This window comes from Cellvibrionales bacterium, from assembly GCA_016713115.1.
Classification (GTDB): Bacteria; Pseudomonadota; Gammaproteobacteria; order Pseudomonadales; family UBA7239; genus UBA7239.
In genome coordinates, this window is record JADJPU010000001.1 from 1,306,917 (window position 1) to 1,328,200 (window position 21,284).

Genomic DNA, 21,284 nt, shown 5'->3' on the forward strand with positions numbered 1-21,284 from the left:
AGCCGCCGTCGCATGGCAACGCAAGTTGATTGTGAACTTGGCGCTGCAAGCCTCTGATGTTCCTGCTGTTTTTATTGCGTCTGCTGTGTGTCAATGACAGGACGCAGTGCAGGCAAACAGGGCAAGTGGTAGCATGCGGCGCTGTTTTCTGCGATCACACCGAGGCGAATGTGGCTGCTCTTATTTCCTATGAACAACTCAGTGCGCGCTTGCAAGCTCTGCAGTTGCCAGTGGCAACAGACGCGCTGCACGGCGCGCTGACGGGCTTGGCGTGCAGTGGCGTGACGGCAGACCAGCCGACTTGGCTGGTGCAACTCAGTGATTGTTTGGAAGACATTGAACTGACCGAGCACGAAGCGGTGCTATCCGCACTGCAAACTTGGGTGAATGGTGAGTTGACCGATGGTGATCTCGGTTACCAGTTATTGTTGCCAGACAGTGAGGAATTTCTCTCGGTGCGCACGCGCGCATTGGCGCGGTGGAGCGACAGTTTTTTGTACGCGTTTATTGCCAGTGGTGTGACGCTGACGCAGGAAGACCGAGAGATTTTGGAAGACATCGCTGCCATCAGCCAAGTGGACGACGGTGAAGCGCCTGAAGAAGTGGAACAGAACATGTCGGCACTGAATAATCCAGAAGATGCTGAGAGTAACGAGCGCGATTTTTTTGAGTTGTGCGAATTTGTGCGCATGGCGGCGATGGACTTGTTTCGTGAACACGGGCAAGCGGTAAATACACCCGCGTCGCAGGGAGAGCAAACTGAATGAAATCCTTACTGCCGCGCAAGGAGTTTGTCGCTCGTCGTACGCGTTTGATGCAAATGATGGAGCCAAACAGCATTGCGATCATTCCTGCGGCGCATGAAATACTGCGCAACAACGACACGCATTTTCCGTTTCGCCAAGACAGCGATTTTTATTATCTGACGGGATTTAATGAGCCGGATGCCGTGGCGGTGTTGATCCCCGGTCGCGCACACGGCGCGTTTGTGTTGTTTTGTCGCGACCGCGACCCCGAGCGTGAGCTGTGGGACGGGTATCGCGCAGGCCCCGAAGGTGCTTGCAGCGATTACGGTGCAGATGATGCGTTTCCGATTGATGATCTCGACGAAATTTTGCCCGGTTTATTGGAAGGGCGCGAGCGCGTGTATTACGCCATGGGGCGCGACAGCGAGTTTGATCGTCATGTGATGGAATGGGTTAACGCCATACGCAGCAAAGTGCGCTCAGGCGCCATTCCTCCAGGCGAGTTTCTCGACCTGCATCATTTTTTGCATGAATTGCGTTTATTCAAAAGCGCATCAGAAATTCAATTGATGAAACAAGCAGCGGAAATTTCAGCCAAAGCGCATCGGCGCGCGATGGCGCTGTGCAAGCCTGGCATGATGGAATACCAGCTTGAAGCAGAGTTGCTGCATGTGTTTGCTAAAAATGGCGCACGCTTTCCGGCGTATTCTTCCATTGTGGGTGGTGGCGATAACGCTTGCATTCTGCACTATGTTGAAAATCGCGACATGTTGCGTGACGGTGATTTGGTTTTAATCGATGCTGGTTGCGAGTTAGATCACTATGCTTCAGACATCACGCGCACTTTCCCTGTCAACGGCAAGTTTTCGCCTGAACAAAAAGCACTGTATGAATTGGTGTTGCAAGCACAGCAAGCAGCGATAGATGTGATTAAACCGGGTAGTCATTGGAATGAACCACACGATGCCACCGTGAAAGTGATCACAGAAGGTTTGGTAAAACGGGATTTGTTGAAAGGCAAGGTGAGTGCTCTTATTAAAGAGATGGCGTATCGTGATTTTTATATGCACCGTGCCGGCCATTGGTTAGGCATGGATGTGCACGATGTCGGTGATTACAAATGCGGTGGCGAATGGCGCGTGTTGGAAGCAGGCATGGTGTTGACAGTAGAGCCGGGTATTTATGTGTCGCCGCACAATAAAAAAGTGGATAAAAAATGGCGCGGCATTGGCATCCGTATCGAAGACGATGTGGTAGTCACCAAAAATGGTTGTGAAATCATTACTGCCAATGCGCCAAAAACGGTTACAGAAATTGAAGCGTGGATGACCTTGCAACATCCACACTTGCCGTCGGTCATGGAGCAGGCGGCAAAAACAAAAAAATCCAATACTGCCAAAAAGAAAGCAACAACTGCATTGCCAGCGAAAGTGGCGGCGAAAGCTGCTTCTGCACGCGCTCGTAAAAAAACATGAAAGAAACGACAGATATCGCCATTGTTGGCGGCGGTATGGCAGGCGCGGCCTTGGCGTTGTTGTTGTCGCACCGCTTACCGGAATTATCCATTGCGTTGATTGAACAGCACCCACTGCCACACAGCAATCAAGAGCAATTATCGGTACCGAGTTTTGATGCGCGCTCCACGGCACTATCGTTTAGCACGCGCAATATTTTGCAAGACATGACGGTGTGGGAAACTCTGTCACGCTACGCGCAACCGATCTTGCAAGTGCATGTGTCGGAGCGCCAGCAGGCGATGGGCGTATTGATGCGCGCCGAAGAAACTGGCCTGCCAGCGCTCGGTTATGTGGTTGAAAATCGTGCGTTGGGGCAAGTGTTATTGCAAGTGGTTCGACAACAAACTGGCATTGCGATTTATGACAACACGCAAGTAAACAATATTGCATTGACGGCGCAAGAGGCGCAGTTGTTGATGCGTCATACCAATGGCGAAGAAAAAACACTGTGTGCTAAGTTGGTGGTGATTGCAGACGGTGCGCAGTCAGCTTTGCGTCAGCGTTTAGGGATAGCTGTTGATGAGCAGCCCTACGAACAACACGCCTTGATTGCGAATGTGGTGACGGAGTTGCCGCATGGATCGGTGGCTTACGAACGGTTTACTGAAGATGGTCCCGTGGCTTTGTTGCCGTTGTTGGATTGTGAAAATCAACATCGCGCGGCTTTGATTTGGACGCTGCCAGACAAACAGATTGACGAAGTAATGCAGTTGCCGGAAGCCGAGTTTTTGCAAAGACTGCAGGCGCAGTTGGGTAATCGCTGTGGGCGTGTGTTGTCTGTGGGCGCGCGTTTTTGTTATCCGCTGTCCTTGGTGCAGGCGCGAGAGCAAGTGCGTACGCGCATCGTGTTGGCAGGTAGTGCGGCACATCATTTACATCCTGTCGCTGGCCAAGGTTTTAATTTGATCATGCGTGACTGCCTCGCCTTGGTGGAAACCTTGGCAAAAGCGATAAGCGAACAGCGCGATATTGGCGCGTTGTCGGTGTTGCAACACTATTTAACGCAACAACAGTGGGATCAGCAAAAAACAGTTAAGGCGAGTGATTGGCTCCCGCGTTTGTTTTCTAATCGTCATACGCCCCATAAATTTTTGCGCAGTGCGGCCTTGTTAGGTTTGGATTTTTTACCCGGCATGCGCGAATGGTTTGCGCGTGAGGCGACCGGCTTATGAGTGAAGTGTTTGATATTGTGATCGTTGGTGGTGGTATGGCAGGCGGTGCGCTCGCCTGCGCACTAGCAGATGCCGATTACAAAATTGCAATAATTGATAATCAAACGCCACAACCATTTTCGATAGGTAATTTTTTTGATCCGCGTGTAGTGGCGCTCAGCATGGCGTCGCGTGAATTTCTTTCTGCGCTGGGTGTATGGGAAATAATTGCCGCGCAGCGCATTTCTGCTTTTGAACACATGCAGGTCTGGGACGGTGACGGTACTGCGCAGATCAGCTTTGATGCCGCTGATGTGCAACAGTCAGCATTGGGTTACATCGTCGAAAATAATTTGGTGGTGTCGGCGTTGCGCGAGAAGTTGCAGCAACAGCGCAATGTGCAGTGGTTGTGCCCTGATGCGGTAGTGAGTTTGTACGACCAAAACAATGCTGAATCTGCGCGTTTGATTTTGCAGAGTGGTGTCGAAGTGCAGGGCAAGCTCATTGTGGCGGCAGACGGAGCGCAATCGTTACTGCGACAGTTGTCAGGTATCGATACCATGGAGTGGGATTATGGTCACAGTGCGGTAGTCGCTACCGTGCGCACAGAAAAACCGCACGGTGCCGTAGCGAGGCAGCGCTTTATGACCACAGGGCCGCTGGCATTTTTGCCGCTGCGCGAAAATAACGGCGATGCGCATTGGTGCTCCGTGGTGTGGTCGATGGCGCCAGAAGCGGCGCAAGAATTGTTGGCGCAATCGGAGCAGGAATTTGCCGCGCAGTTGGCGCGTGCATTTGAATTTGTGTTGGGTGATGTGTTGGAAGTGCGCGGACGGTTTGCCTTCCCGTTGCGCCAGCGTCACGCGCAAGCGTACCAACGCGGTCGTGTGGTGTTGATTGGCGACGCGGCACACACTATCCATCCCTTGGCGGGGCAAGGTGTCAATCTCGGTTTTATGGATGTACGCGTGTTGGCAGAAGAGTTACAGCGTGCGCAAGAAAAAATGTTGTCGCCTGCAGATGCGAGCGTGTTGAAACGCTACCAACGGCGGCGGCGTGGTGCCAATCTCACCATGACGGCGACGATGGAATTGTTTAAACAATTATTTGCACAGCAAGCACTGCCAGTGCGTTGGCTGCGCAATACCGGTATGCGCGGCATTGATGCGCTGCCTTTGTTGAAAAAGCAAATCATGCGTCACGCGATGGGTTTATCAAGCTAGCTATTTTTTTACAATAACTTCTCAAGGATGGAGAAAATCATGGAAGAGTATTTGGATGTATTGCCGTGGGTGGCGTTGAATCGCTTGTCTGGGCTGGGTCCTGTCTCCCAAAGAAAATTATTGGAAGCGGCAGGAGGTATGCCTGCACTGCTGCAAGCTGGTAATGTGTTTTTGCAACAGCATTTGCCAGCAGAGCTCGTCGTGTTATGGCGCGATTTTTGTGAAGAAAAATCCAGTAGTGTTTTGCGGCGGCAAGCACAACGCGATGTGTCTGTGGCGTTGGAAGCCGGTGCCACAATTGTGGTTGCAGCAAGCGAAAACTATCCGCTGTTATTGGCGCAAATTTCCGCTGCGCCCACGGTGTTGTATGTGCGCGGTGATGCAGCGGTATTGCATGTGCCGCAGTTGGCAATGGTTGGCAGTCGCAATGCCTCGGCCACTGGTTTAGAAATTGCACAAGAGTTTTCTGCGGCATTGACGCAGCACGGTTTGGCGATAACCAGCGGCTTGGCGCTGGGAATCGATGGCGCGGTGCATCGCGGCGCATTGCAAGGTGGTGGAAAAACCATTGCCGTGGTTGCAACGGGCGTGGATGAAATCTATCCGCGTCGCCACACAAAGTTATTTGATGAAATATTGGCTAGTGGCGGTGCAATCGTGAGCGAGTTGCCGCCACAATCAGCACCGTTAGCACAAAATTTCCCGCGTCGAAATCGCATTATCAGTGGTTTGAGTTTGGGGACACTGGTGGTAGAAGCGGGTTTGCAGAGCGGCTCGTTGATCACGGCGCGTTACGCCAACGAGCAGGGCAGAGAAGTGTTTGCGATGCCAGGTTCCGTGCGCTCGGTATTTCATCGCGGCTGCCACGCCTTGATTCGTCAAGGCGCAAAATTAGTGGAAATGCCGCAAGATGTATTGGATGAATTGGGTGGTTTGCTGGCATTCAAACAACAAGAATTTGCAGTGATGCACGCGGTAACGCCGTCGCTAGGCGGCTTGTCGGCGGCGGCGAAAAAAATCTACGCACTCTTGGATTATTCTCCGGTTTCTTTGGATGCGCTCGCCGTGCGCAGCGCTTTACCGGTAGCTGAAATGACCGCGGCGTTGTTGGATTTGGAAATGGAAGGCGTAGTGGCGCAGCAACACGGTTTTTACACGCGAATTTAGCGTGTGGAGTTATTCGCTTTCATCAAAACGGTCAGCAAACAGTTTTGTTACCGCGGCCAGTGCTTGCGCCGCGTCATCACCCTCGCAGCAAATATGCAGCTGTGTGCCTTTACCGGCGGCGAGCAACATCAGCGCCATGATGTTTTTGCCGTCGGCGGTGGCTTTTTTCTCACCATCGACCACTTTGCTAAAAATAATTTTGCTTTTGAAACTGGCACACAGGCGCGTTAATTTTGATGCAGCTCTAGCGTGCAGCCCCAGTTTGTTGATGATGTCTACTGTTGATTCTTGCATAAAGACTGCGCGGTAAGTTAATGATGACTGGCGAGTTCGCGGTGGCGAACTTGTGCCATCGCATAATGTTTACGAAAGGTGGCGTGAAGTTTTTCACATAAATACACGGAGCGATGCTGCCCGCCGGTGCAACCAATCGCCACGGTCAAATAGCGGCGGTTTTGTTGGTAGGAGGGTAACCATTTTTGTAGAAAATTTTGAATATCAGCAAACATGGCTTGAACTTCTGTTTCGTTATCCAGAAAGCTAATCACCGGCTGCTCGCGGCCAGTGTGCGCGCGCAATTCTGGTTTCCAGTGCGGGTTGGGTAAGTTGCGCACATCAAACACCAAATCGGCATCAACGGGGATGCCGTGTTTATAGCCAAATGACATGAATTGCAGCGAGAGACCGATCGGTTCGCGTGGTGCAACGCGGTCGCGCACGACATCGCGCAATTGGTACAGATTGAGTTTGCTGGTGTCGATAGTAAGCGAGGCCAGATCAGCAATGGGTTCCAGCAAGATTCTTTCGGCTTCAATCGCTTCGGCTAAATCGGTGTCGTTATTGGAAAGGTGGTGTTTGCGTCGTGTCTCGCTGAAGCGTTTGATCAGGGTGGGCTTACTGGCATCGAGATAGATCACATCGCAGTCCATCTGCGCCCGCGCTTGCGTCAACATGGCGGGAAACAGTGCCAAGTCGCGACTGGTATTGCGCGCGTCAATGCTCACCGCCAAGCCTTTCAGTACGGGGTAATCGCCGCCTTGTATTTGCGTCACCAACGCGCCGAGCAGGCTAGCGGGCAGGTTATCGATGCAGTAGTAGCCCTCGTCTTCCAAGACATGCAGCGCCGTGCTTTTGCCCGAGCCGGACCTGCCGCTGATGATGACTAAACGCATTGTTGCTTTTACCTGTTTCCGCCGATAACTGGCTGTAGTGTAACGGGAATTGAGCAATGACTAGAACCTTGATGCAGTGCATTGACTTGCTGCAAGGCTCACAGTAGCTTGGCAGAGAGAAAGTGATTTGAGTCAGCCCCATCATGAGTGAACCTGTGCATAACCCCGTCGATGACGAAGCACCTCGCAAAAAGTTGTCGGAGGAGGACATGGCGCGTGTGGCTGAGTACCTCAACCTGCCTCAGCACCGGCGTGAGCGTCAGCCTTTTCGTCCTATGGTTTTGCTGATGGTGTTGGTTGTCATCGTGGTTGGCATGAGCCTCGTGAGTTTGTGGTACGCCAAAGCCAACGGGATATTGCTTTGATGAGCGCCTCGCGCCACACAGGGGTTGTCGCACTGTTGTTGAGGCTGATGGATTGGTTTATTCCGCTGGTGATTCGCGCCGATAAAGTCCAGCGTACGCGCGCATATATTTTAGTGGGCATCGTTTTGGTTAATTTGTGCGTTTGCGTGTTGATGGCATTGATGCTGTTATCGACCAGTTTGTCGCCATTAGGCATGCGTGCCGGCATTGGGGTTGTCGTGGTATCGGCAACGATCTACTTAATTGCATTGGGTGTGTTTAATCGCAGGCACTCACTAGTGGAGGCGGGCAACATCGCCGTGCTTGCCATTTATATTGCCGTACTGGTCGGCATTGCGATTACCGGCGGTTATGGGCATTCACCTTTTATGGCGTTGTGGATTGTGGTGCCGGTGTTTGTATTTCCCATGGCCGGTGCGCGTTCAGGCATCGTATGGACCGCGATTGTTTTTCTCACCATTAATGTTTTGATGCTCGCAAAAAAATGGGGATTTGCTGCGTGGCAATTGTCTGATAGCACCACGCTCAGTTTGCTGGAGAATGCACTGCCCATCGTGCTGTGTTTTATGGTGGTGTCTGCCTTAATGATTTACGAGCGCGTCAATTTAACGCTGTATCGGTGGTTGGAAGAAGAACGCATCCGTTTTGCCTTCAAAGCGAGCCACGATTCACTAACCGATCTTCCCAACCGCGAAGAGTTTTACACGCGCTTGGACACGGCGTTGCGCGAGGCGGCACAGAAAAAAGCGCAGTTTGCGCTGGTGTATGTGGACCTCGATAACTTCAAACCCATCAACGATCAATTTGGGCATTTTGCCGGCGACAAAGTGTTGAAAGTCACCGCGCAGCGTTTGCGCGAAGTGTTGCGCAATACCGATCTCGCTTCGCGTATCGGTGGCGATGAGTTTGCGTTGATTTTGCACGGCATCCAAAAACGCAGCGACATTGATTTGGCGATGAATAAAATGCTTTACACCTTGGCAATTCCCATTGATGTGGGCGGGCAAGATGTGGTTGTCAACGCCAGCGCGGGCGTAGCCATTTTTCCGCAAGACAGCCGCGACATGACGGCGCTGTGTCGTTTGGCCGATGGTGCGATGTATCTCGCCAAAGAAAAAAGAAATACTTTTTGCTATCACTCACCGTTGCAGGGTGGTTAAAGAGATGTCGTTATTAACGATGGCTCACCCTAGTTTTCTACATTTGTGGTAAGTTGACCTCATAGAAGTTTTTGCCGCTGTGAGGGCTGTCATGAGTACATCAACATCTATTCGTATTGATCAAGCGCTGTACGACCAAGCGCGTAGCGAAGCGAGCAGCGAACACCGCACCATTGCCGGGCAGATTGAGTATTGGGCAAAAGTGGGGCGCGCTGCGTTGGACAATCCCGACTTGCCGGTGAGCTTTGTCGCGGAGTCACTGGCCTCGTTGGCGGAACCGCGCAGTGAGGCCAGCGCCTTCGTGCCCCGCTCGCGCCGTTCGTGAGTTACGGCTTACAGCAAACGCGCCGTTTTGCGCGCGCTTACAAAAAATTACACGACAATGTGGCGGCTGATGTCGATATTGCCGCTGAAACGGTAGCGGCCAATCCAACAATCGGTGAGCGCAAAAAAGGCGATTTAGCCGAACTGTTGGTCTACAAATTTCACAGCCAGAACCAGCAATATTTACTGGGCTACACCGTCGATGAGGCGGTGCGTTTGGTGTATTTGGAGGCTGTAGGGCCGCACGAGAACTTTTACCGCGATCTCAAACGCTAGCCGTTTTCGCAATAATGTTGTCGGCCAACCACTGCAACATGCCGATTTTTTGCGCGACAGTTTTGGTGTCCTGCTCGCCCTTGTAAGTGTCGCGAAAGCCGACGATGCACTCTGTCACGCCCAAATCTTGCAGTTTTTTCACGCCGTCAACGCTGAAGGCATCGGCGGTGGTGGCATGAATTTCAAACGGTTTGTTGTCGGTGCCGTACTCTTTGCGGAAGGCGTTTAGTTTTTCCACCAGCGGTTTCAAGGTGTCATAAGAGCCGCCGGCGTGGATCCAGCCATCGGCAATGCGCGCGGCGCGTTTCAGCGCCACATCGGCGTGACCGCCCAACAAAATCGGCACCGGCTGGCTCGGCACGGGGCACATTTTGGACGCGGGAATCTGGTAGTGCGGCGTGTCGTGGCTGTAGTACTCGCCGCTGAGCAGGCCGCGAATAATCGCCACCATTTCATCCATGCGCGGGCCGCGACTCTCCCAGCGCTCGCCGCAGATTTGGAAATCTTCTATCCACGGTGACAGACCCGCGCCCAGCGCGAAGCGGTTGTTGCTGATGCAGGCGATGGTGGCGATTTGCTTGGCGAGCAGCACGGGGTTGCGTATCGGCAGCTTGACCACGCTGGTGGTGAAGCGCAGTTTTTCGGTCACGCCCGCCAGCCAAGGAATAGCGCAGAACGGTTCCAGAAACGGCGTGCCGTCGAGAAAATTGCGCGAGCCGTCTTCGTTGTAGGGGTATTTGGTGTCGGCTACTTGCGGGTAGCAAATGCTGTCGGGAAAGGTAAAGCCTTGAAAGCCCGCGGCTTCTGCCGCTTGTGCCAGCGGTACATATTGGTCGATAGGGCACATGGTGGCGTGAAAGGCAAAACGCATAAGTGGCTCCGCTCAGGGCTGTCAATCAGAGGCGCGCATGATAAAGGCAGGGCTGCCGCCGTGCCATGCTGGTAAAATGCGCAGCCGTTCCCCCTCGCTGTTTATTGCCCGCATGAGCTCCCTGCCTCAACTCAACCCGCGTCAGCGCGAAGCGGTGCGCTATATCGACGGCCCGCTGTTGGTGCTGGCCGGCGCGGGCAGCGGCAAGACGCGCGTCATCACCGAAAAAATTGCTTACTTGATTCGCGAGTGTCAGTACAAAGCCAGCCACATCGCCGCCGTGACTTTCACCAATAAAGCCGCCCGCGAAATGAAAGAGCGCGTGGGGAAATTGTTGGGCAGCGAGGCGCGCGGCTTGCAGGTGTCCACCTTTCACTCGCTGGGGCTGGACATTATTCGCCGCGAGATCGGCGTGCTCGGTTACAAAAGCGGTTTTTCGATTTTCGATCAACAGGATGCACAAGCCCTGCTGCGCGAATTGCTGCTAAAAAATGGCGAGGCCGATAACGATTATGTGGCGATGGCGCAGCAGGTAATTTCCAATTGGAAAAATGAGCTGCTCTCCCCGCCCGTGTTATTGCAGCGCGCTGCCACACCAGGGGAGATGAATCTGGCAGTGTTGTATGAGCGCTATCAGCGTTCATTGAAAGCCTACAACGCAGTGGATTTTGATGATCTGATCGCGATTCCCGTGCAGTTGTTTGAAGAAAATCCAGCGGTGTTGGCGCGTTGGCATCAACGCATACGCTATTTATTGGTGGACGAATACCAAGACACCAATGCCTGCCAATATCGCTTGGTGCAGCAGTTGGTGGGCGTGCGCAGCGGTTTAACCGTGGTGGGTGACGACGATCAATCCATTTACGCTTGGCGCGGTGCGAAGCCAGAAAATTTGTCGCAGTTGCAACACGATTTTCGCGCGTTGAAATTAATCAAGTTGGAACAAAATTACCGCTCTTTCGGACGCATCTTAAAAGCGGCCAACCAACTGATCGCCAACAACCCGCATGAATTTGAAAAACAATTGTGGAGTGAATTGGGTTACGGTGACCCGATTCGCGTGGTGCACTGCGCCAATGAAGAGGCGGAAGCGGAGCGCGTGGCGCTGGATATTGTGTCGCAGCGTTTGCAACGCGGCGGACGGTTTTCTGATTTTGCGGTGTTGTATCGCAGCAATCATCAAGCGCGTTTGTTGGAAATGCAGTTGCAGCAGGCGCAAGTGCCTTACAACATCACCGGCGGCACTTCGTTTTTTTCGCGCGCCGAAATCAAAGACACCATGGCCTATTTGCGCTTGTTGGCAAACCCTGATGACGACAATGCGTTTTTGCGCATCATCAATGTGCCGCGCCGAAAAATCGGCCCCAGCACTTTGGAGAAGTTAGGTTTGTACGCGCAGCAGCGCGAACGCAGCCTGCACGATGTGATACACGAATTGGGTATTGAATCCATTCTCGGTGCTGAAGCCTTGGGGCGTTTGCGGCAGTTTGCGCAGTGGCTGGAAAATGTGCGCCAGCAGTGCGCGCAAAACAGCCCTGTGGCGGCGATTACAGAAATGCTGGACGACATGGCTTACGAAGCGCATCTGCATCAAAACGCTTCCAGTGCGGTTGTCGCCGAGCGGCGCATGGACAATGTGCGCTATTTGGTGGAATCGCTCGGCCGTTCACTGGCGGTGAGTGAAGAGGATGACACCGACAGCGCGCGCGATAACTTGGATTTGTTGCGCGATGCCATCAGCAAGTTAGTGTTGCGCGATTTGTTGGAGCGACAGGAAGAAGAGGATGATAGTGATCGCGTGCAATTGTTGACGCTGCACGCGGCAAAAGGTTTGGAGTTTCCGCATGTTTTTATTATGGGATGGGAAGAAGAAATTCTGCCGCATCGCAACAGCATTGAGTCGGATCAAATCGCCGAAGAGCGTCGCTTGGCTTATGTGGGCATCACGCGCGCACAGCGCACGCTGACGCTGACTTTAGCGCGCAAACGCAAACAGTACGGTGAAGTGAACGAGCCAACGCCCAGCCGTTTTCTGGATGAGTTACCCGCTGAAGATTTGCAAAGCGAAGGCGTGGGGTATGCTTTGTCGCCAGAGCAGCGCGAACAAAAAGCGCGTGATACGATAGCCAGTCTAAAAAAATTATTTGATTGACGATGTTAGATGCACTGCGCCAAGGTATGAAAACGCTGCAACCAGTGAACTACTGGAGCGAGGCGACTTTTCGCGGTGAAGCGGCGGTGCTGTTGGCCTTCACGGATGAGCCGGAAACGCACTTGATACTCACGCGTCGTGCGGACCATCTGAAATCGCATCGCGGCGAAGTGGCGCTCCCCGGCGGAAAAATTGATAAAACAGACAGTGATTTTATTGCAACAGCGCTGCGTGAAAGCGAAGAGGAAATTGCGCTGCCGCCTTCGGCAGTGGAAGTGTTGGGTGAGTTGGATCCGATGGTGACGCGCTTCGGTGTCAAAGTGGTGCCGGTGGTGGGCGTGATTTCCCCCGATGTGGTGTTGACGCCAAACCCTGATGAATTGGACAGCATTTTTCGCGTACCGCTGTCATTTTTCTTGCGCGACGAACGCACGCGCACCGATCGCGGCACAGTGGACGGTCATGCGGTAGCCGTGCCGTGTTGGCAGTGGCAGCAGTATGAAATTTGGGGCGTGACAGCGATCATTTTGGTGAATTTTATGAATCGCGTACTCGGCCAAAACATTCACACTGGCGTGGAATTGTTGGCGCAAAAAACCAACGGCATGATCATGCCGGAAGAGTGGTTGACTGATGAAGACAAGCAGGCGAGGGCAGAGAAAAAATGACAGCAGAACTTGATGACACCTTAGAAAAAGAAGTGCTGATCGCTTCGCCCTGTATTTCTATCTGCGCGCTGGATGCGGACGATGTCTGCGTGGGCTGTTACCGCAGCGGGCAGGAGATCACCCGCTGGTCTGTGGCCGATAATACAGAGCGCCGCGCCATCCTTGCCAGCGCCGCTGAGCGCGCGCGAGCCGTCAACCCTTTCTAAAATTATTTTTTCTTGCGAAAGGGTTTGGTGCCGTCTGGTTTTTTTGGGGCGTCTGATTTTTTATCGCGAAAGCTGAGCTTTTCTTTGGCTGGCTTATCGCCAAACGGCTTTTTATCACTGAAGGTCTTTTTGTCGCCGTAAGACTTCTTTTCTCCGTAAGGCTTTTTATCACCGAAAGGTTTTTTGTCGCCAAAAGATTTCTTCTCACCTGCTTCTTTCTTTTCGCCAAAGGCTTTCTTCTCGCGGAAAGGTTTGGCGTCGTTGCGCAGTGATTTCTGTTCGCCGCCCGCTTTGCCCAAGCCCACAGGAGAAATGTTCATGGGCTTGCCAGCCACGCGGGTATTTTTTAACACTTTCAGTAAATTGCTCGCCAAGTGCGCGGGCAAATCCACGGTGCTGTGATCGTCATGGATGGCGATGTGGCCGATGTGTTTGCTGTCCAAATCGGCTTCGTTAGCAATCGCGCCCACGATGTTGCCGGGTTTGATGTTGTGCTCGTAACCCACTTCGATGCGGAAGCGCTGCATGCCGTCTTCCAGTTCGCGCGAGGGTTTTTCACTGCGCATGCGTTTGATGCGCTCGCGTTTGCCGTCGTCGTAATCATCGCGTTCGCGGTGTTTGCGCGGTGGGCGTTCGTCCGTCAATGCCTGTGTGCGCGGCGTGTCTTTTTCGTTCAACAGTAATTGCGTGCCGCCCTGCGCAAGGGCGGCGAGTGCGGCGGCGATGATGTCTAATTCCACGCCGGTTTCGTGTTGATACTGCGCGATCAATTCGCGGTAGAGATCGAGATTGCCTTTTTCAACGGCGCCATCATCTAAAACATCGCTGATGCCCTGTTTGAATTTGGCGATGCGTTTGTCGTTGATGAGTTTTGTCGATGGCAGCTCCATCAATTCGATCGGTTGGCGCGTGGCTTTTTCAATCGCAAACAACAGGCGTTTTTCGCGCGGTGCGACAAACAAAATCGCGTCACCGCTGCGGCCGGCGCGTCCCGTTCTGCCGATGCGGTGTACATAGGCTTCGGTGTCGGTGGGAATGTCGTAGTTGATCACATGGCTGATGCGTTCTACATCCAAACCGCGCGCCGCCACATCGGTGGCGACGATGATGTCGATAGAGCCATTTTTAATTTGTGCGATGGTGTGTTCGCGTTGCGATTGCACGATATCGCCATTGAGTGCGGCAGTGTTGTAACCGCGTGCGCGCAATTTGTCGGCCAATTCCACGGTTGCTGTTTTGGTGCGCACAAAAATAATCATGCCGTCGAAATCTTCCGCTTCGAGCATGCGCGTTAAAGCATCCAATTTGTGCATGCCGCTCACGGGCCAGTAGCGTTGGCGAATGGTGGAGGCGGTGGCGGTTTTAACCGCGATGGTAATTTCAGCGGGATCGTTCAGATGTTGCTGCGCAATGCGGCGCACTTCGCGCGGCATGGTGGCGGAAAACAGCGCAATTTGGCGCTCTTCCGGTGTCTGCTCAAGTATCCATTCCACATCGTCGATAAAACCCATGCGCAACATTTCGTCGGCTTCATCCAACACCAGGCATTGCAGCTCGGAGAGGTCGAGCGTGCCGCGGCGCATGTGATCCATCACCCGCCCTGGCGTGCCGACTACCACTTGTGCGCCCTGCTTCAATTGGCGCAACTGCGTGCTGTAGCTGGCGCCGCCGTAAATCGGCAGCACTTGAAAGCGCGGAATAAACGCGGCGTAGGTTTGAAAGGCTTCAGCCACTTGGATGGCCAGTTCACGCGTAGGTGCCAACACCAATACCTGCGTGGCGCGGCTGTTCATGTCCAAGCGCGCCAGTATCGGCAGTGCAAAAGCGGCGGTTTTGCCGGTGCCGGTCTGCGCCTGCCCCAGCACATCGCGACCTTCCAGCAATAGAGGAATGGTCTGCGCTTGGATGGGCGACGGCGTTTCGTAGCCGATATTGGTCAGGATGGCGAGCATGCCGTCAGGCAGCCCCAGGTCGCGGAAGGCGACGGGCGTGGTCGTTTCGGTAGTCATCGTGTTGTCCCAGCTGTAAGTGAGCCCTTCAAAGGGCAAACGCGCTGGCACAAAGGAGAGGGTGCGTGGCGCGGCGCGCGCAGTATAGCGGTCTGGCGGGCGCTTGTCTTGCGCGGCAGAAAGTCCACCGAATTTCGTCTAATGTCTACGAAATTGCGCTAATTCCATAGACAGCCACGCCGCCTTGCTCCACACTGCGCCCATCACATTGCCGATCCAAGGATCCCACCATGGCCACTATCTTGGTGTTGCACGGCCCCAATCTGAATTTACTCGGCACCCGCGAGCCGGGTGTGTACGGCGCGGACACGCTGGACAGCATCCATGCGCGTCTTGAAGCGCAAGCGCGTGCTGCCGGACACCACTTGCAAACACTGCAGAGCAATGCCGAGTATGAGTTGATCAATCGTATTCAGGATGCGCGGCGCGAAGGTGTCGATTTTATTTTGTTCAATCCCGCTGCATTTACGCACACCAGTGTTGCGCTGCGCGATGCTTTGTTAGCGGTGGGCATTCCCTTCATCGAAGTGCATTTGTCCAATGTGTACAAGCGCGAAGCGTTTCGTCAGCAATCGTTTTTTTCAGATATTGCTGAGGGTGTGATCTGCGGTTTGGGCGCGCAGGGTTACGAATTAGCTCTGCAAGCGGCAGTACAAAAATTGCGCTCAGCGGCGGCTGCCAAACCATAAACTTTCCTTGACTAGACCAACGAGTGTGAAATGAGCATGGATATTCGAAAAATTAAAAAACTGATCGAATTGTTGGAAGAATCCAATATCGGTGAATTGGAAATTCGTGAAGGCGAAGAAACCGTGCGCATTTCGCGCAACGGTGTGATGCCGATGATGGCAGCGCCGATGGCTTACGCTGCACCGCCGATGGCTGCACCTGCTCCCGCTGCTGCGCCTGTAGCAGAAGCGGCTGCACCCGCTGCTGCGCCGGTGTTGTCTGGGCATGTGGTGAAGTCGCCGATGGTGGGCACGTTCTACCGCTCGCCCTCGCCGGAGTCGCCCGCATTTGCTGAGGTGGGGCAAAGTGTGAAAGTGGGCGATGTGTTGTGCATCGTCGAAGCGATGAAAATGATGAACCAAATCGAGGCGGATAAAGCAGGTGTGATTAAAGCGATACTGGTGGATGACGGTGCGCCAGTTGAATTTGATCAACCCATGTTCACCATTGCCTGAAGCGATCCTTATGCTAAATAAAGTTGTTATTGCTAATCGCGGTGAAATTGCACTGCGTATTTTGCGCGCCTGCAAAGAACTCGGTATAAAAACCGTGGCGGTGCATTCCAAAATTGATCGTGATTTAATGCATGTGCGCTTGGCCGATGAGGCGGTGTGTATCGGACCGAACAAATCGTCCGACAGTTATTTGAGCGTGCAGGCGATCATCAGCGCGATGGAAATTACCGATGCGCAAGCGGTGCACCCCGGCTACGGTTTTCTCGCCGAAAACGCGAATTTTGCTGAGCAAGTGGCGAAAAGCGGCTATGTTTTTATTGGCCCTTCAGCGAAGGTGATTCGTTTGATGGGAGATAAAGTTTCTGCCAAAGATGCGATGAAAAAAGCGGGCGTGCCGACGGTGCCAGGCTCAGACGGCGCACTGCCGGATGACGCAGAAGAAATTTTGAAAATCGGTCGTCAAGTCGGTTATCCCGTCATCATCAAAGCCGCAGCTGGCGGCGGCGGTCGCGGTATGCGCGTGGTGCACACCGAAGCGGCCTTGGTGAATGCGGTGCAAGTGACGCGCAGCGAAGCGCAAGCAGCGTTTGGCGACAGCACGGTGTACATGGAAAAGTTTTTAGAAAATCCGCGCCATGTGGAAATTCAAATCTTGGCCGATGGTCAAGGTCATGCCATTCATTTGGGCGATCGCGATTGTTCATTGCAACGCCGCCATCAAAAAGTGTTGGAAGAAGCGCCAGCTCCTGGCATTCCTGACAAAGTGCGCAAAGAAGTGGCGGATGCTTGCGTGAAAGCCTGTATTGATATTGGTTACAGCGGCGCGGGTACTTTTGAATTTTTGTACGAAAACGAGCGTTTTTATTTCATCGAAATGAATACGCGCGTGCAGGTGGAGCATCCGGTCACGGAAATGGTGACGGGTATCGACATCGTGAAAGAGCAATTAAAAATTGCCAGTGGCATACCGCTATCCATCAAACAAAAAGATGTGGTGATACGCGGCCATGCATTTGAGTGCCGCATCAATGCAGAAGATCCAAAAACATTCACGCCTTGCCCAGGCAAAGTGAATCATTGGCACGCGCCGGGCGGCCCCGGTATTCGCGTCGATTCGCATTTGTACAGCGGCTATTCCATTCCGCCGTTTTACGATTCTTTGATTGCCAAAATTATCAGTTACGGCGATGACCGCGCAACCGCGTTTGCGCGCATGCGCATCGCACTGGATGAAACCGTGGTGGACGGCATTCGCTCCAATATTCCCTTGCAGCAAGATTTATTGCGCGATGACGCGTTTGCGCGCGGCGGCGTGAATATTCATTACCTTGAGAAAAAATTGGGCATGAAACACTGAGGCGGGCAGCCGTCAGCGGGTGACACTGGCGGGAGGGTCGGCGACAATAGCGCCCTCCCGTTTTTCGTTTCTGAGGTTTTGCCATGCCTTCTCGCCGTGATCTTGCCAATGCCATCCGTGCGCTGTCCATGGATGCGGTGCAGAAAGCCAATTCAGGTCATCCGGGCGCGCCCATGGGCATGGCCGACATCGCGGAAGTGCTGTGGAATGACCACTTAAAGCACAACCCCGCCAACCCGCATTGGCCAGACCGCGACCGCTTCGTGCTGTCCAACGGTCACGGCTCGATGCTGATTTACAGCCTGCTGCACCTCGCGGGCTACGACTTGTCGATCGACGAGTTGAAAAACTTCCGCCAGCTGCACAGCAAAACGCCAGGCCACCCTGAGTACGGCTACGCCCCTGGCATTGAAACCACCACGGGCCCCTTGGGGCAGGGCATTACCAATGCCGTGGGCATGGCGGTGGCAGAAAAAGTGTTGGCGGCGCAGTTCAATCGCGACCAGCACAATATCGTCGATCACCACACCTACGCCTTTCTCGGTGACGGCTGTTTGATGGAAGGCATTTCGCACGAAGCCTGTTCACTGGCCGGCACGCTGGGCTTGGGCAAACTGATTGCGTTTTACGATGACAACGGCATTTCGATTGATGGCGAAGTGGCCGGTGGTCACGGTGTGCCAGCGTGGTTTACCGATGACACAACCCAGCGTTTTGAGTCCTACCACTGGCAAGTGATAGGCCCGATTGACGGCCATGACAGCGCGGCGATTCAGGCAGCGATAGAAAAAGCCAAAGCGGAAACTGAAAAACCTTCGCTGATTATTTGCAAAACGGTTATCGGTTTTGGTTCACCCAACAAGCAGGGTAAAGAAGAATGTCACGGCGCGCCGCTGGGTGCGGAAGAAATTGCGCTGGCAAGAAAACAACTCAATTGGCCGCACGCACCGTTTGAAATTCCAGCGGACATTGGCAGTGCGTGGAATGCGCGCAATAAAGGCGCAGTCGCTGAAAAAAACTGGCAAGAAAAATTTTCTGCTTACGCCAATGCGTATCCAGAATTGGCAAAAGAATTTCAACGCCGCAGCAAAGGTGAGCTGCCAGCCGATTTTGCCAAACAAGCGGATGCCTACATTGCAGCGTGCCAAGAAAAAGGCGAAACCATTGCCAGCCGCAAAGCCAGCCAAAACACTTTAGGTGTTTACGGTTCGTTGCTGCCAGAGTTTCTCGGCGGCTCGGCCGATTTAGCGGGTTCCAATCTCACGATCTGGAAAGGTAAAGACGGCGCAGTGTGCAAAGGCATAGATGCACACGATGCCAGCGGCAATTACTTGCACTACGGCGTGCGCGAATTTGGCATGAGTGCCATGATGAATGGCATCGCGCTGCACGGCGGTTTTATTCCTTACGGCGCCACCTTTTTAATGTTTATGGAATATGCGCGCAACGCGGTGCGTATGGCTGCGTTGATGAAACAGCGCGTGCTGTTTGTCTACACACATGATTCGATTGGTTTGGGTGAAGACGGCCCCACGCATCAACCAGTCGAACAATTAACTGCGCTGCGCAGCACACCGCATTTGCACACTTGGCGACCTTGTGACACGGTGGAATCTGCCGTCAGTTGGAAAGCGGCGCTGGAGTATCAGCACGGCCCTACAGCGTTAATTTTTTCGCGTCAAAATTTGCAGCATCAAGCGCGCAACGCGCAGCAAGTGGCGAATATTGCACGCGGTGCTTATATCTTGAAAGACTCTGTCGGCACACCAAAAACCATTTTGATCGCCACGGGTTCAGAAGTAGATTTGGCGATGCAAGCGGCTGCGCAACTGGGTGATTCCGTGCGTGTGGTGTCCATGCCCTGTGCGGAAGTGTTTTGCGCACAAAATGCCGAATACCGCGAATCCGTTTTGCCTGCTGCTGTGCGTGCGCGCGTGGCGATTGAAGCGGCGCATCCCGATTACTGGCACAAGTTTGTCGGTTTGGATGGTCGCGTCATCGGTGTGCATCGTTTTGGCGAATCCGCGCCTGCTAATGCTCTGTTTAAGGAATTTGGTTTTACCGTGGAGCATGTGGTCGCTGTAGCAAAAGCTGTGCAAGGTTGAGTGATGTCACTGCGACTTGCCATTAATGGTTACGGTCGCATCGGGCGCTGTGTATTGCGCGCGCTGTATGAAAGTGGCGCGCACAAAACTTGCAAAATTGTGGCGATCAACGAGCCGGCAGATCCGGCGACCATCGCCTACCTCACGCGCTACGATTCCACGCACGGGCATTTCCCCGGCACGGTAGCGCAGGATGGCAATACTTTGATCGTGAACGGCGATCGCATTGCGCTCACGGCGCACAAATCTTTGGAGGCGCTGGATTGGCAGCAGCACGATATTGATATTGTGTTGGAATGCAGTGGCGTATTTTCTTCGCGCAAAAAAGCGCAGGCGCATCTCAAAGTCGGCGCTAAAAAAGTGCTGTTTTCGCAGCCAGCCGATCAGGATATTGATGCAGCGGTGGTGTGCGGCATCAATGATGAAATATTAAAAACCGAACACACGATTGCTTCTGCGGCTTCTTGCACCACCAATGCCATCGTGCCGGTGATTAAAGTGTTGGATGATGCCTTTGGTGTGGTGAACGGTGTGATTACCACCATTCATTCCGCCATGAATGATCAGCCGGTGTTAGACGGCTATCACCACACCGATTTGCGCAAAACACGCGCGGCGCTGCAATCCTTAATTCCGATTGATACACAACTGGCTCGCGGCATTGAACGCATTTTGCCGCACTTAAAAAATTGTTTTGCCGCACAGGCATTGCGTGTGCCGACGCAAAATGTTTCTGCGATGGATTTGTCGGTGTTGCTGCAAAAGCCGGTGGATGTGGCGGCGGTCAATCGTGCGTTGCAGGCGGCTTCGGAAGGTGCGCTGCAAAATATTTTGGGTTACACCGAAGAGCCGCTCGCCTCCTGTGATTTCAACCACGATGCGCGCTCCGGCATCGTCGATGCCAGTCAAACGCGTGTCAGCGGCCAGTTGGTGAAAGTGCTGGTGTGGTTCGACAACGAATGGGCCTACGCCAACCGCATGCTGGATATTGCGCGGCGCTGGCGCTGAGAGGGCGCAATACCCGCTTGAATCCCTAGAACGCATCCCCATATTCACTGGCCTACGCCCATGCGCGGGCGAGCCAGAATCATGCGTTTGAGGAATAGCCATGTCAGAGACTGAGAATCCCATTACCCCTGAGCCGATCGATGAAGCGGCGGCTGCACCCGCTGTGAGCCCAGCTGAGTTTGAGGCGCTGCAAGCCGAAGTCGCTGCCGCCCGCGACCAAGTGCTGCGCGCCAACGCCGAGATGCAGAATGTGCGCCGCCGTGCCGAGCAGGATGTGGAGAAGGCGCACAAGTTTGCGCTGGAGCGTTTTGCCGGTGAGCTGCTGGCGGTGGTGGACAACTTGGAGCGCGCGCTGACCGCGATTGCCGAGGAAGATGCCACCCAGCGCGAGGGCGTGGAGCTGACGCTGAAATCCCTGCTGGCCACTTTGGAAAAGCACGGCGTGAACCTGATTAATCCGCAGGGTGAAACCTTCAACCCTGAACATCACCAAGCCATCACCATGCTGGAAGTGGCGGGCGTTGCCCCCAATGCGGTGGTTGAGGTGATGCAGAAAGGCTACAGCATCAACGGTCGCCTGCTGCGTCCGGCGATGGTGGTGGTGGCAAAAGCCGCCAGTTGAT

At 53.7% G+C, this 21,284-nt stretch carries 22 protein-coding genes; 18 read left to right on the forward strand and 4 right to left on the reverse strand.

Going from position 1 to position 21,284, the window contains the following annotated elements; translation table 11 throughout:
* The first annotated feature begins 56 nt into the window (after positions 1 to 56).
* The 5 genes from IPK30_06385 to dprA are packed head-to-tail and all read left to right on the forward strand — an operon-like array spanning position 57 to position 5,804.
* The gene (locus tag IPK30_06385) at positions 57 to 767 is read left to right on the forward strand and encodes a UPF0149 family protein (GenBank protein ID MBK8102912.1); all 711 of its coding nucleotides are present in this window, start codon (positions 57 to 59) and stop codon (positions 765 to 767) included.
* On the forward strand, positions 764 to 2,221 hold the full coding sequence (pepP, locus tag IPK30_06390) for a Xaa-Pro aminopeptidase (GenBank protein MBK8102913.1): 1,458 nt from the start codon (positions 764 to 766) through the stop codon (positions 2,219 to 2,221). Before IPK30_06385 ends, pepP begins: the two co-directional genes overlap by 4 nt.
* On the forward strand, positions 2,218 to 3,435 hold the full coding sequence (gene ubiH / locus IPK30_06395) for a 2-octaprenyl-6-methoxyphenyl hydroxylase (GenBank protein MBK8102914.1): 1,218 nt from the start codon (positions 2,218 to 2,220) through the stop codon (positions 3,433 to 3,435). Before pepP ends, ubiH begins: the two co-directional genes overlap by 4 nt.
* Positions 3,432 to 4,637, forward strand: coding sequence for a UbiH/UbiF/VisC/COQ6 family ubiquinone biosynthesis hydroxylase (locus IPK30_06400; GenBank protein MBK8102915.1), 1,206 nt, complete (start codon positions 3,432 to 3,434; stop codon positions 4,635 to 4,637). Before ubiH ends, IPK30_06400 begins: the two co-directional genes overlap by 4 nt.
* A gap of 39 nt (positions 4,638 to 4,676) precedes the next feature.
* Positions 4,677 to 5,804, forward strand: a complete 1,128-nt coding sequence (gene dprA, locus IPK30_06405) for a DNA-protecting protein DprA (protein MBK8102916.1) — start codon at positions 4,677 to 4,679, stop codon at positions 5,802 to 5,804.
* A gap of 9 nt (positions 5,805 to 5,813) precedes the next feature.
* Here dprA and IPK30_06410 read toward each other — a convergent pair whose 3' ends face one another.
* Positions 5,814 to 6,098 carry an HPr family phosphocarrier protein gene (locus IPK30_06410; protein ID MBK8102917.1) on the reverse strand — a complete coding sequence of 95 codons (285 nt, stop codon included), beginning with the start codon at positions 6,096 to 6,098 and terminating at the stop codon, positions 5,814 to 5,816.
* A gap of 17 nt (positions 6,099 to 6,115) precedes the next feature.
* On the reverse strand, positions 6,116 to 6,976 hold the full coding sequence (rapZ, locus tag IPK30_06415) for an RNase adapter RapZ (GenBank protein MBK8102918.1): 861 nt from the start codon (positions 6,974 to 6,976) through the stop codon (positions 6,116 to 6,118).
* Positions 6,977 to 7,119: 143 nt separating this feature from the next.
* Between rapZ and IPK30_06420 the strand changes: the two genes are divergently transcribed.
* The 4 genes from IPK30_06420 to IPK30_06435 all read left to right on the forward strand — a co-directional run bounded on the left by IPK30_06420 (position 7,120) and on the right by IPK30_06435 (position 9,101).
* The gene (locus IPK30_06420; protein MBK8102919.1) at positions 7,120 to 7,341 is read left to right on the forward strand and encodes a DUF3094 family protein; all 222 of its coding nucleotides are present in this window, start codon (positions 7,120 to 7,122) and stop codon (positions 7,339 to 7,341) included.
* Positions 7,341 to 8,501, forward strand: coding sequence for a GGDEF domain-containing protein (locus tag IPK30_06425; GenBank protein ID MBK8102920.1), 1,161 nt, complete (start codon positions 7,341 to 7,343; stop codon positions 8,499 to 8,501). Before IPK30_06420 ends, IPK30_06425 begins: the two co-directional genes overlap by 1 nt.
* 91 nt (positions 8,502 to 8,592) lie before the next feature.
* Positions 8,593 to 8,826, forward strand: coding sequence for a ParD-like family protein (locus IPK30_06430; GenBank protein ID MBK8102921.1), 234 nt, complete (start codon positions 8,593 to 8,595; stop codon positions 8,824 to 8,826).
* Positions 8,823 to 9,101, forward strand: coding sequence for a type II toxin-antitoxin system RelE/ParE family toxin (locus IPK30_06435; protein ID MBK8102922.1), 279 nt, complete (start codon positions 8,823 to 8,825; stop codon positions 9,099 to 9,101). The genes IPK30_06430 and IPK30_06435 overlap by 4 nt, the downstream gene beginning before the upstream one ends.
* On the opposite strand, the gene IPK30_06440 is transcribed toward IPK30_06435, so the two are convergent.
* The gene (locus IPK30_06440) at positions 9,091 to 9,972 is read right to left on the reverse strand and encodes a TIGR03619 family F420-dependent LLM class oxidoreductase (GenBank protein MBK8102923.1); all 882 of its coding nucleotides are present in this window, start codon (positions 9,970 to 9,972) and stop codon (positions 9,091 to 9,093) included. The genes IPK30_06435 and IPK30_06440 overlap by 11 nt on opposite strands.
* A 121-nt stretch (positions 9,973 to 10,093) precedes the next feature.
* Here IPK30_06440 and rep point away from each other — a divergent pair, with 121 nt between their 5' ends.
* The 3 genes from rep to IPK30_06455 are packed head-to-tail and all read left to right on the forward strand — an operon-like array spanning position 10,094 to position 12,998.
* Positions 10,094 to 12,124 carry a DNA helicase Rep gene (rep, locus tag IPK30_06445; protein MBK8102924.1) on the forward strand — a complete coding sequence of 677 codons (2,031 nt, stop codon included), beginning with the start codon at positions 10,094 to 10,096 and terminating at the stop codon, positions 12,122 to 12,124.
* A gap of 26 nt (positions 12,125 to 12,150) precedes the next feature.
* On the forward strand, positions 12,151 to 12,792 hold the full coding sequence (locus tag IPK30_06450) for a CoA pyrophosphatase (protein MBK8102925.1): 642 nt from the start codon (positions 12,151 to 12,153) through the stop codon (positions 12,790 to 12,792).
* Positions 12,789 to 12,998: a DUF1289 domain-containing protein gene (locus IPK30_06455; protein MBK8102926.1), complete on the forward strand. Its 210-nt coding sequence runs from the start codon at positions 12,789 to 12,791 to the stop codon at positions 12,996 to 12,998. Before IPK30_06450 ends, IPK30_06455 begins: the two co-directional genes overlap by 4 nt.
* Positions 12,999 to 13,000: 2 nt before the next feature.
* Here the strand turns inward: IPK30_06455 and IPK30_06460 are convergent, their stop codons facing one another.
* Positions 13,001 to 15,007 carry a DEAD/DEAH box helicase gene (locus IPK30_06460; GenBank protein ID MBK8102927.1) on the reverse strand — a complete coding sequence of 669 codons (2,007 nt, stop codon included), beginning with the start codon at positions 15,005 to 15,007 and terminating at the stop codon, positions 13,001 to 13,003.
* A 230-nt stretch (positions 15,008 to 15,237) separates the two neighbouring features.
* Between IPK30_06460 and aroQ the strand changes: the two genes are divergently transcribed.
* The 6 genes from aroQ to grpE all read left to right on the forward strand — a co-directional run bounded on the left by aroQ (position 15,238) and on the right by grpE (position 21,283).
* A complete protein-coding gene (gene aroQ / locus IPK30_06465) occupies positions 15,238 to 15,696 on the forward strand; it encodes a type II 3-dehydroquinate dehydratase (protein MBK8102928.1) in 459 nt (152 codons plus the stop codon).
* 36 nt (positions 15,697 to 15,732) lie between these two features.
* Positions 15,733 to 16,191 carry an acetyl-CoA carboxylase biotin carboxyl carrier protein gene (locus tag IPK30_06470; GenBank protein MBK8102929.1) on the forward strand — a complete coding sequence of 153 codons (459 nt, stop codon included), beginning with the start codon at positions 15,733 to 15,735 and terminating at the stop codon, positions 16,189 to 16,191.
* 10 nt (positions 16,192 to 16,201) lie between these two features.
* A complete protein-coding gene (gene accC / locus IPK30_06475; protein ID MBK8102930.1) occupies positions 16,202 to 17,548 on the forward strand; it encodes an acetyl-CoA carboxylase biotin carboxylase subunit in 1,347 nt (448 codons plus the stop codon).
* 83 nt (positions 17,549 to 17,631) lie between these two features.
* Positions 17,632 to 19,653 (forward strand): transketolase, encoded by a 2,022-nt coding sequence (tkt, locus tag IPK30_06480; GenBank protein MBK8102931.1) that lies wholly within the window; start codon positions 17,632 to 17,634, stop codon positions 19,651 to 19,653.
* Between the two features lie 3 nt (positions 19,654 to 19,656).
* On the forward strand, positions 19,657 to 20,661 hold the full coding sequence (locus IPK30_06485) for an erythrose-4-phosphate dehydrogenase (GenBank protein MBK8102932.1): 1,005 nt from the start codon (positions 19,657 to 19,659) through the stop codon (positions 20,659 to 20,661).
* A gap of 100 nt (positions 20,662 to 20,761) precedes the next feature.
* Positions 20,762 to 21,283 carry a nucleotide exchange factor GrpE gene (gene grpE / locus IPK30_06490; GenBank protein ID MBK8102933.1) on the forward strand — a complete coding sequence of 174 codons (522 nt, stop codon included), beginning with the start codon at positions 20,762 to 20,764 and terminating at the stop codon, positions 21,281 to 21,283.
* The last annotated feature ends 1 nt before the right edge of the window (position 21,284 follow it).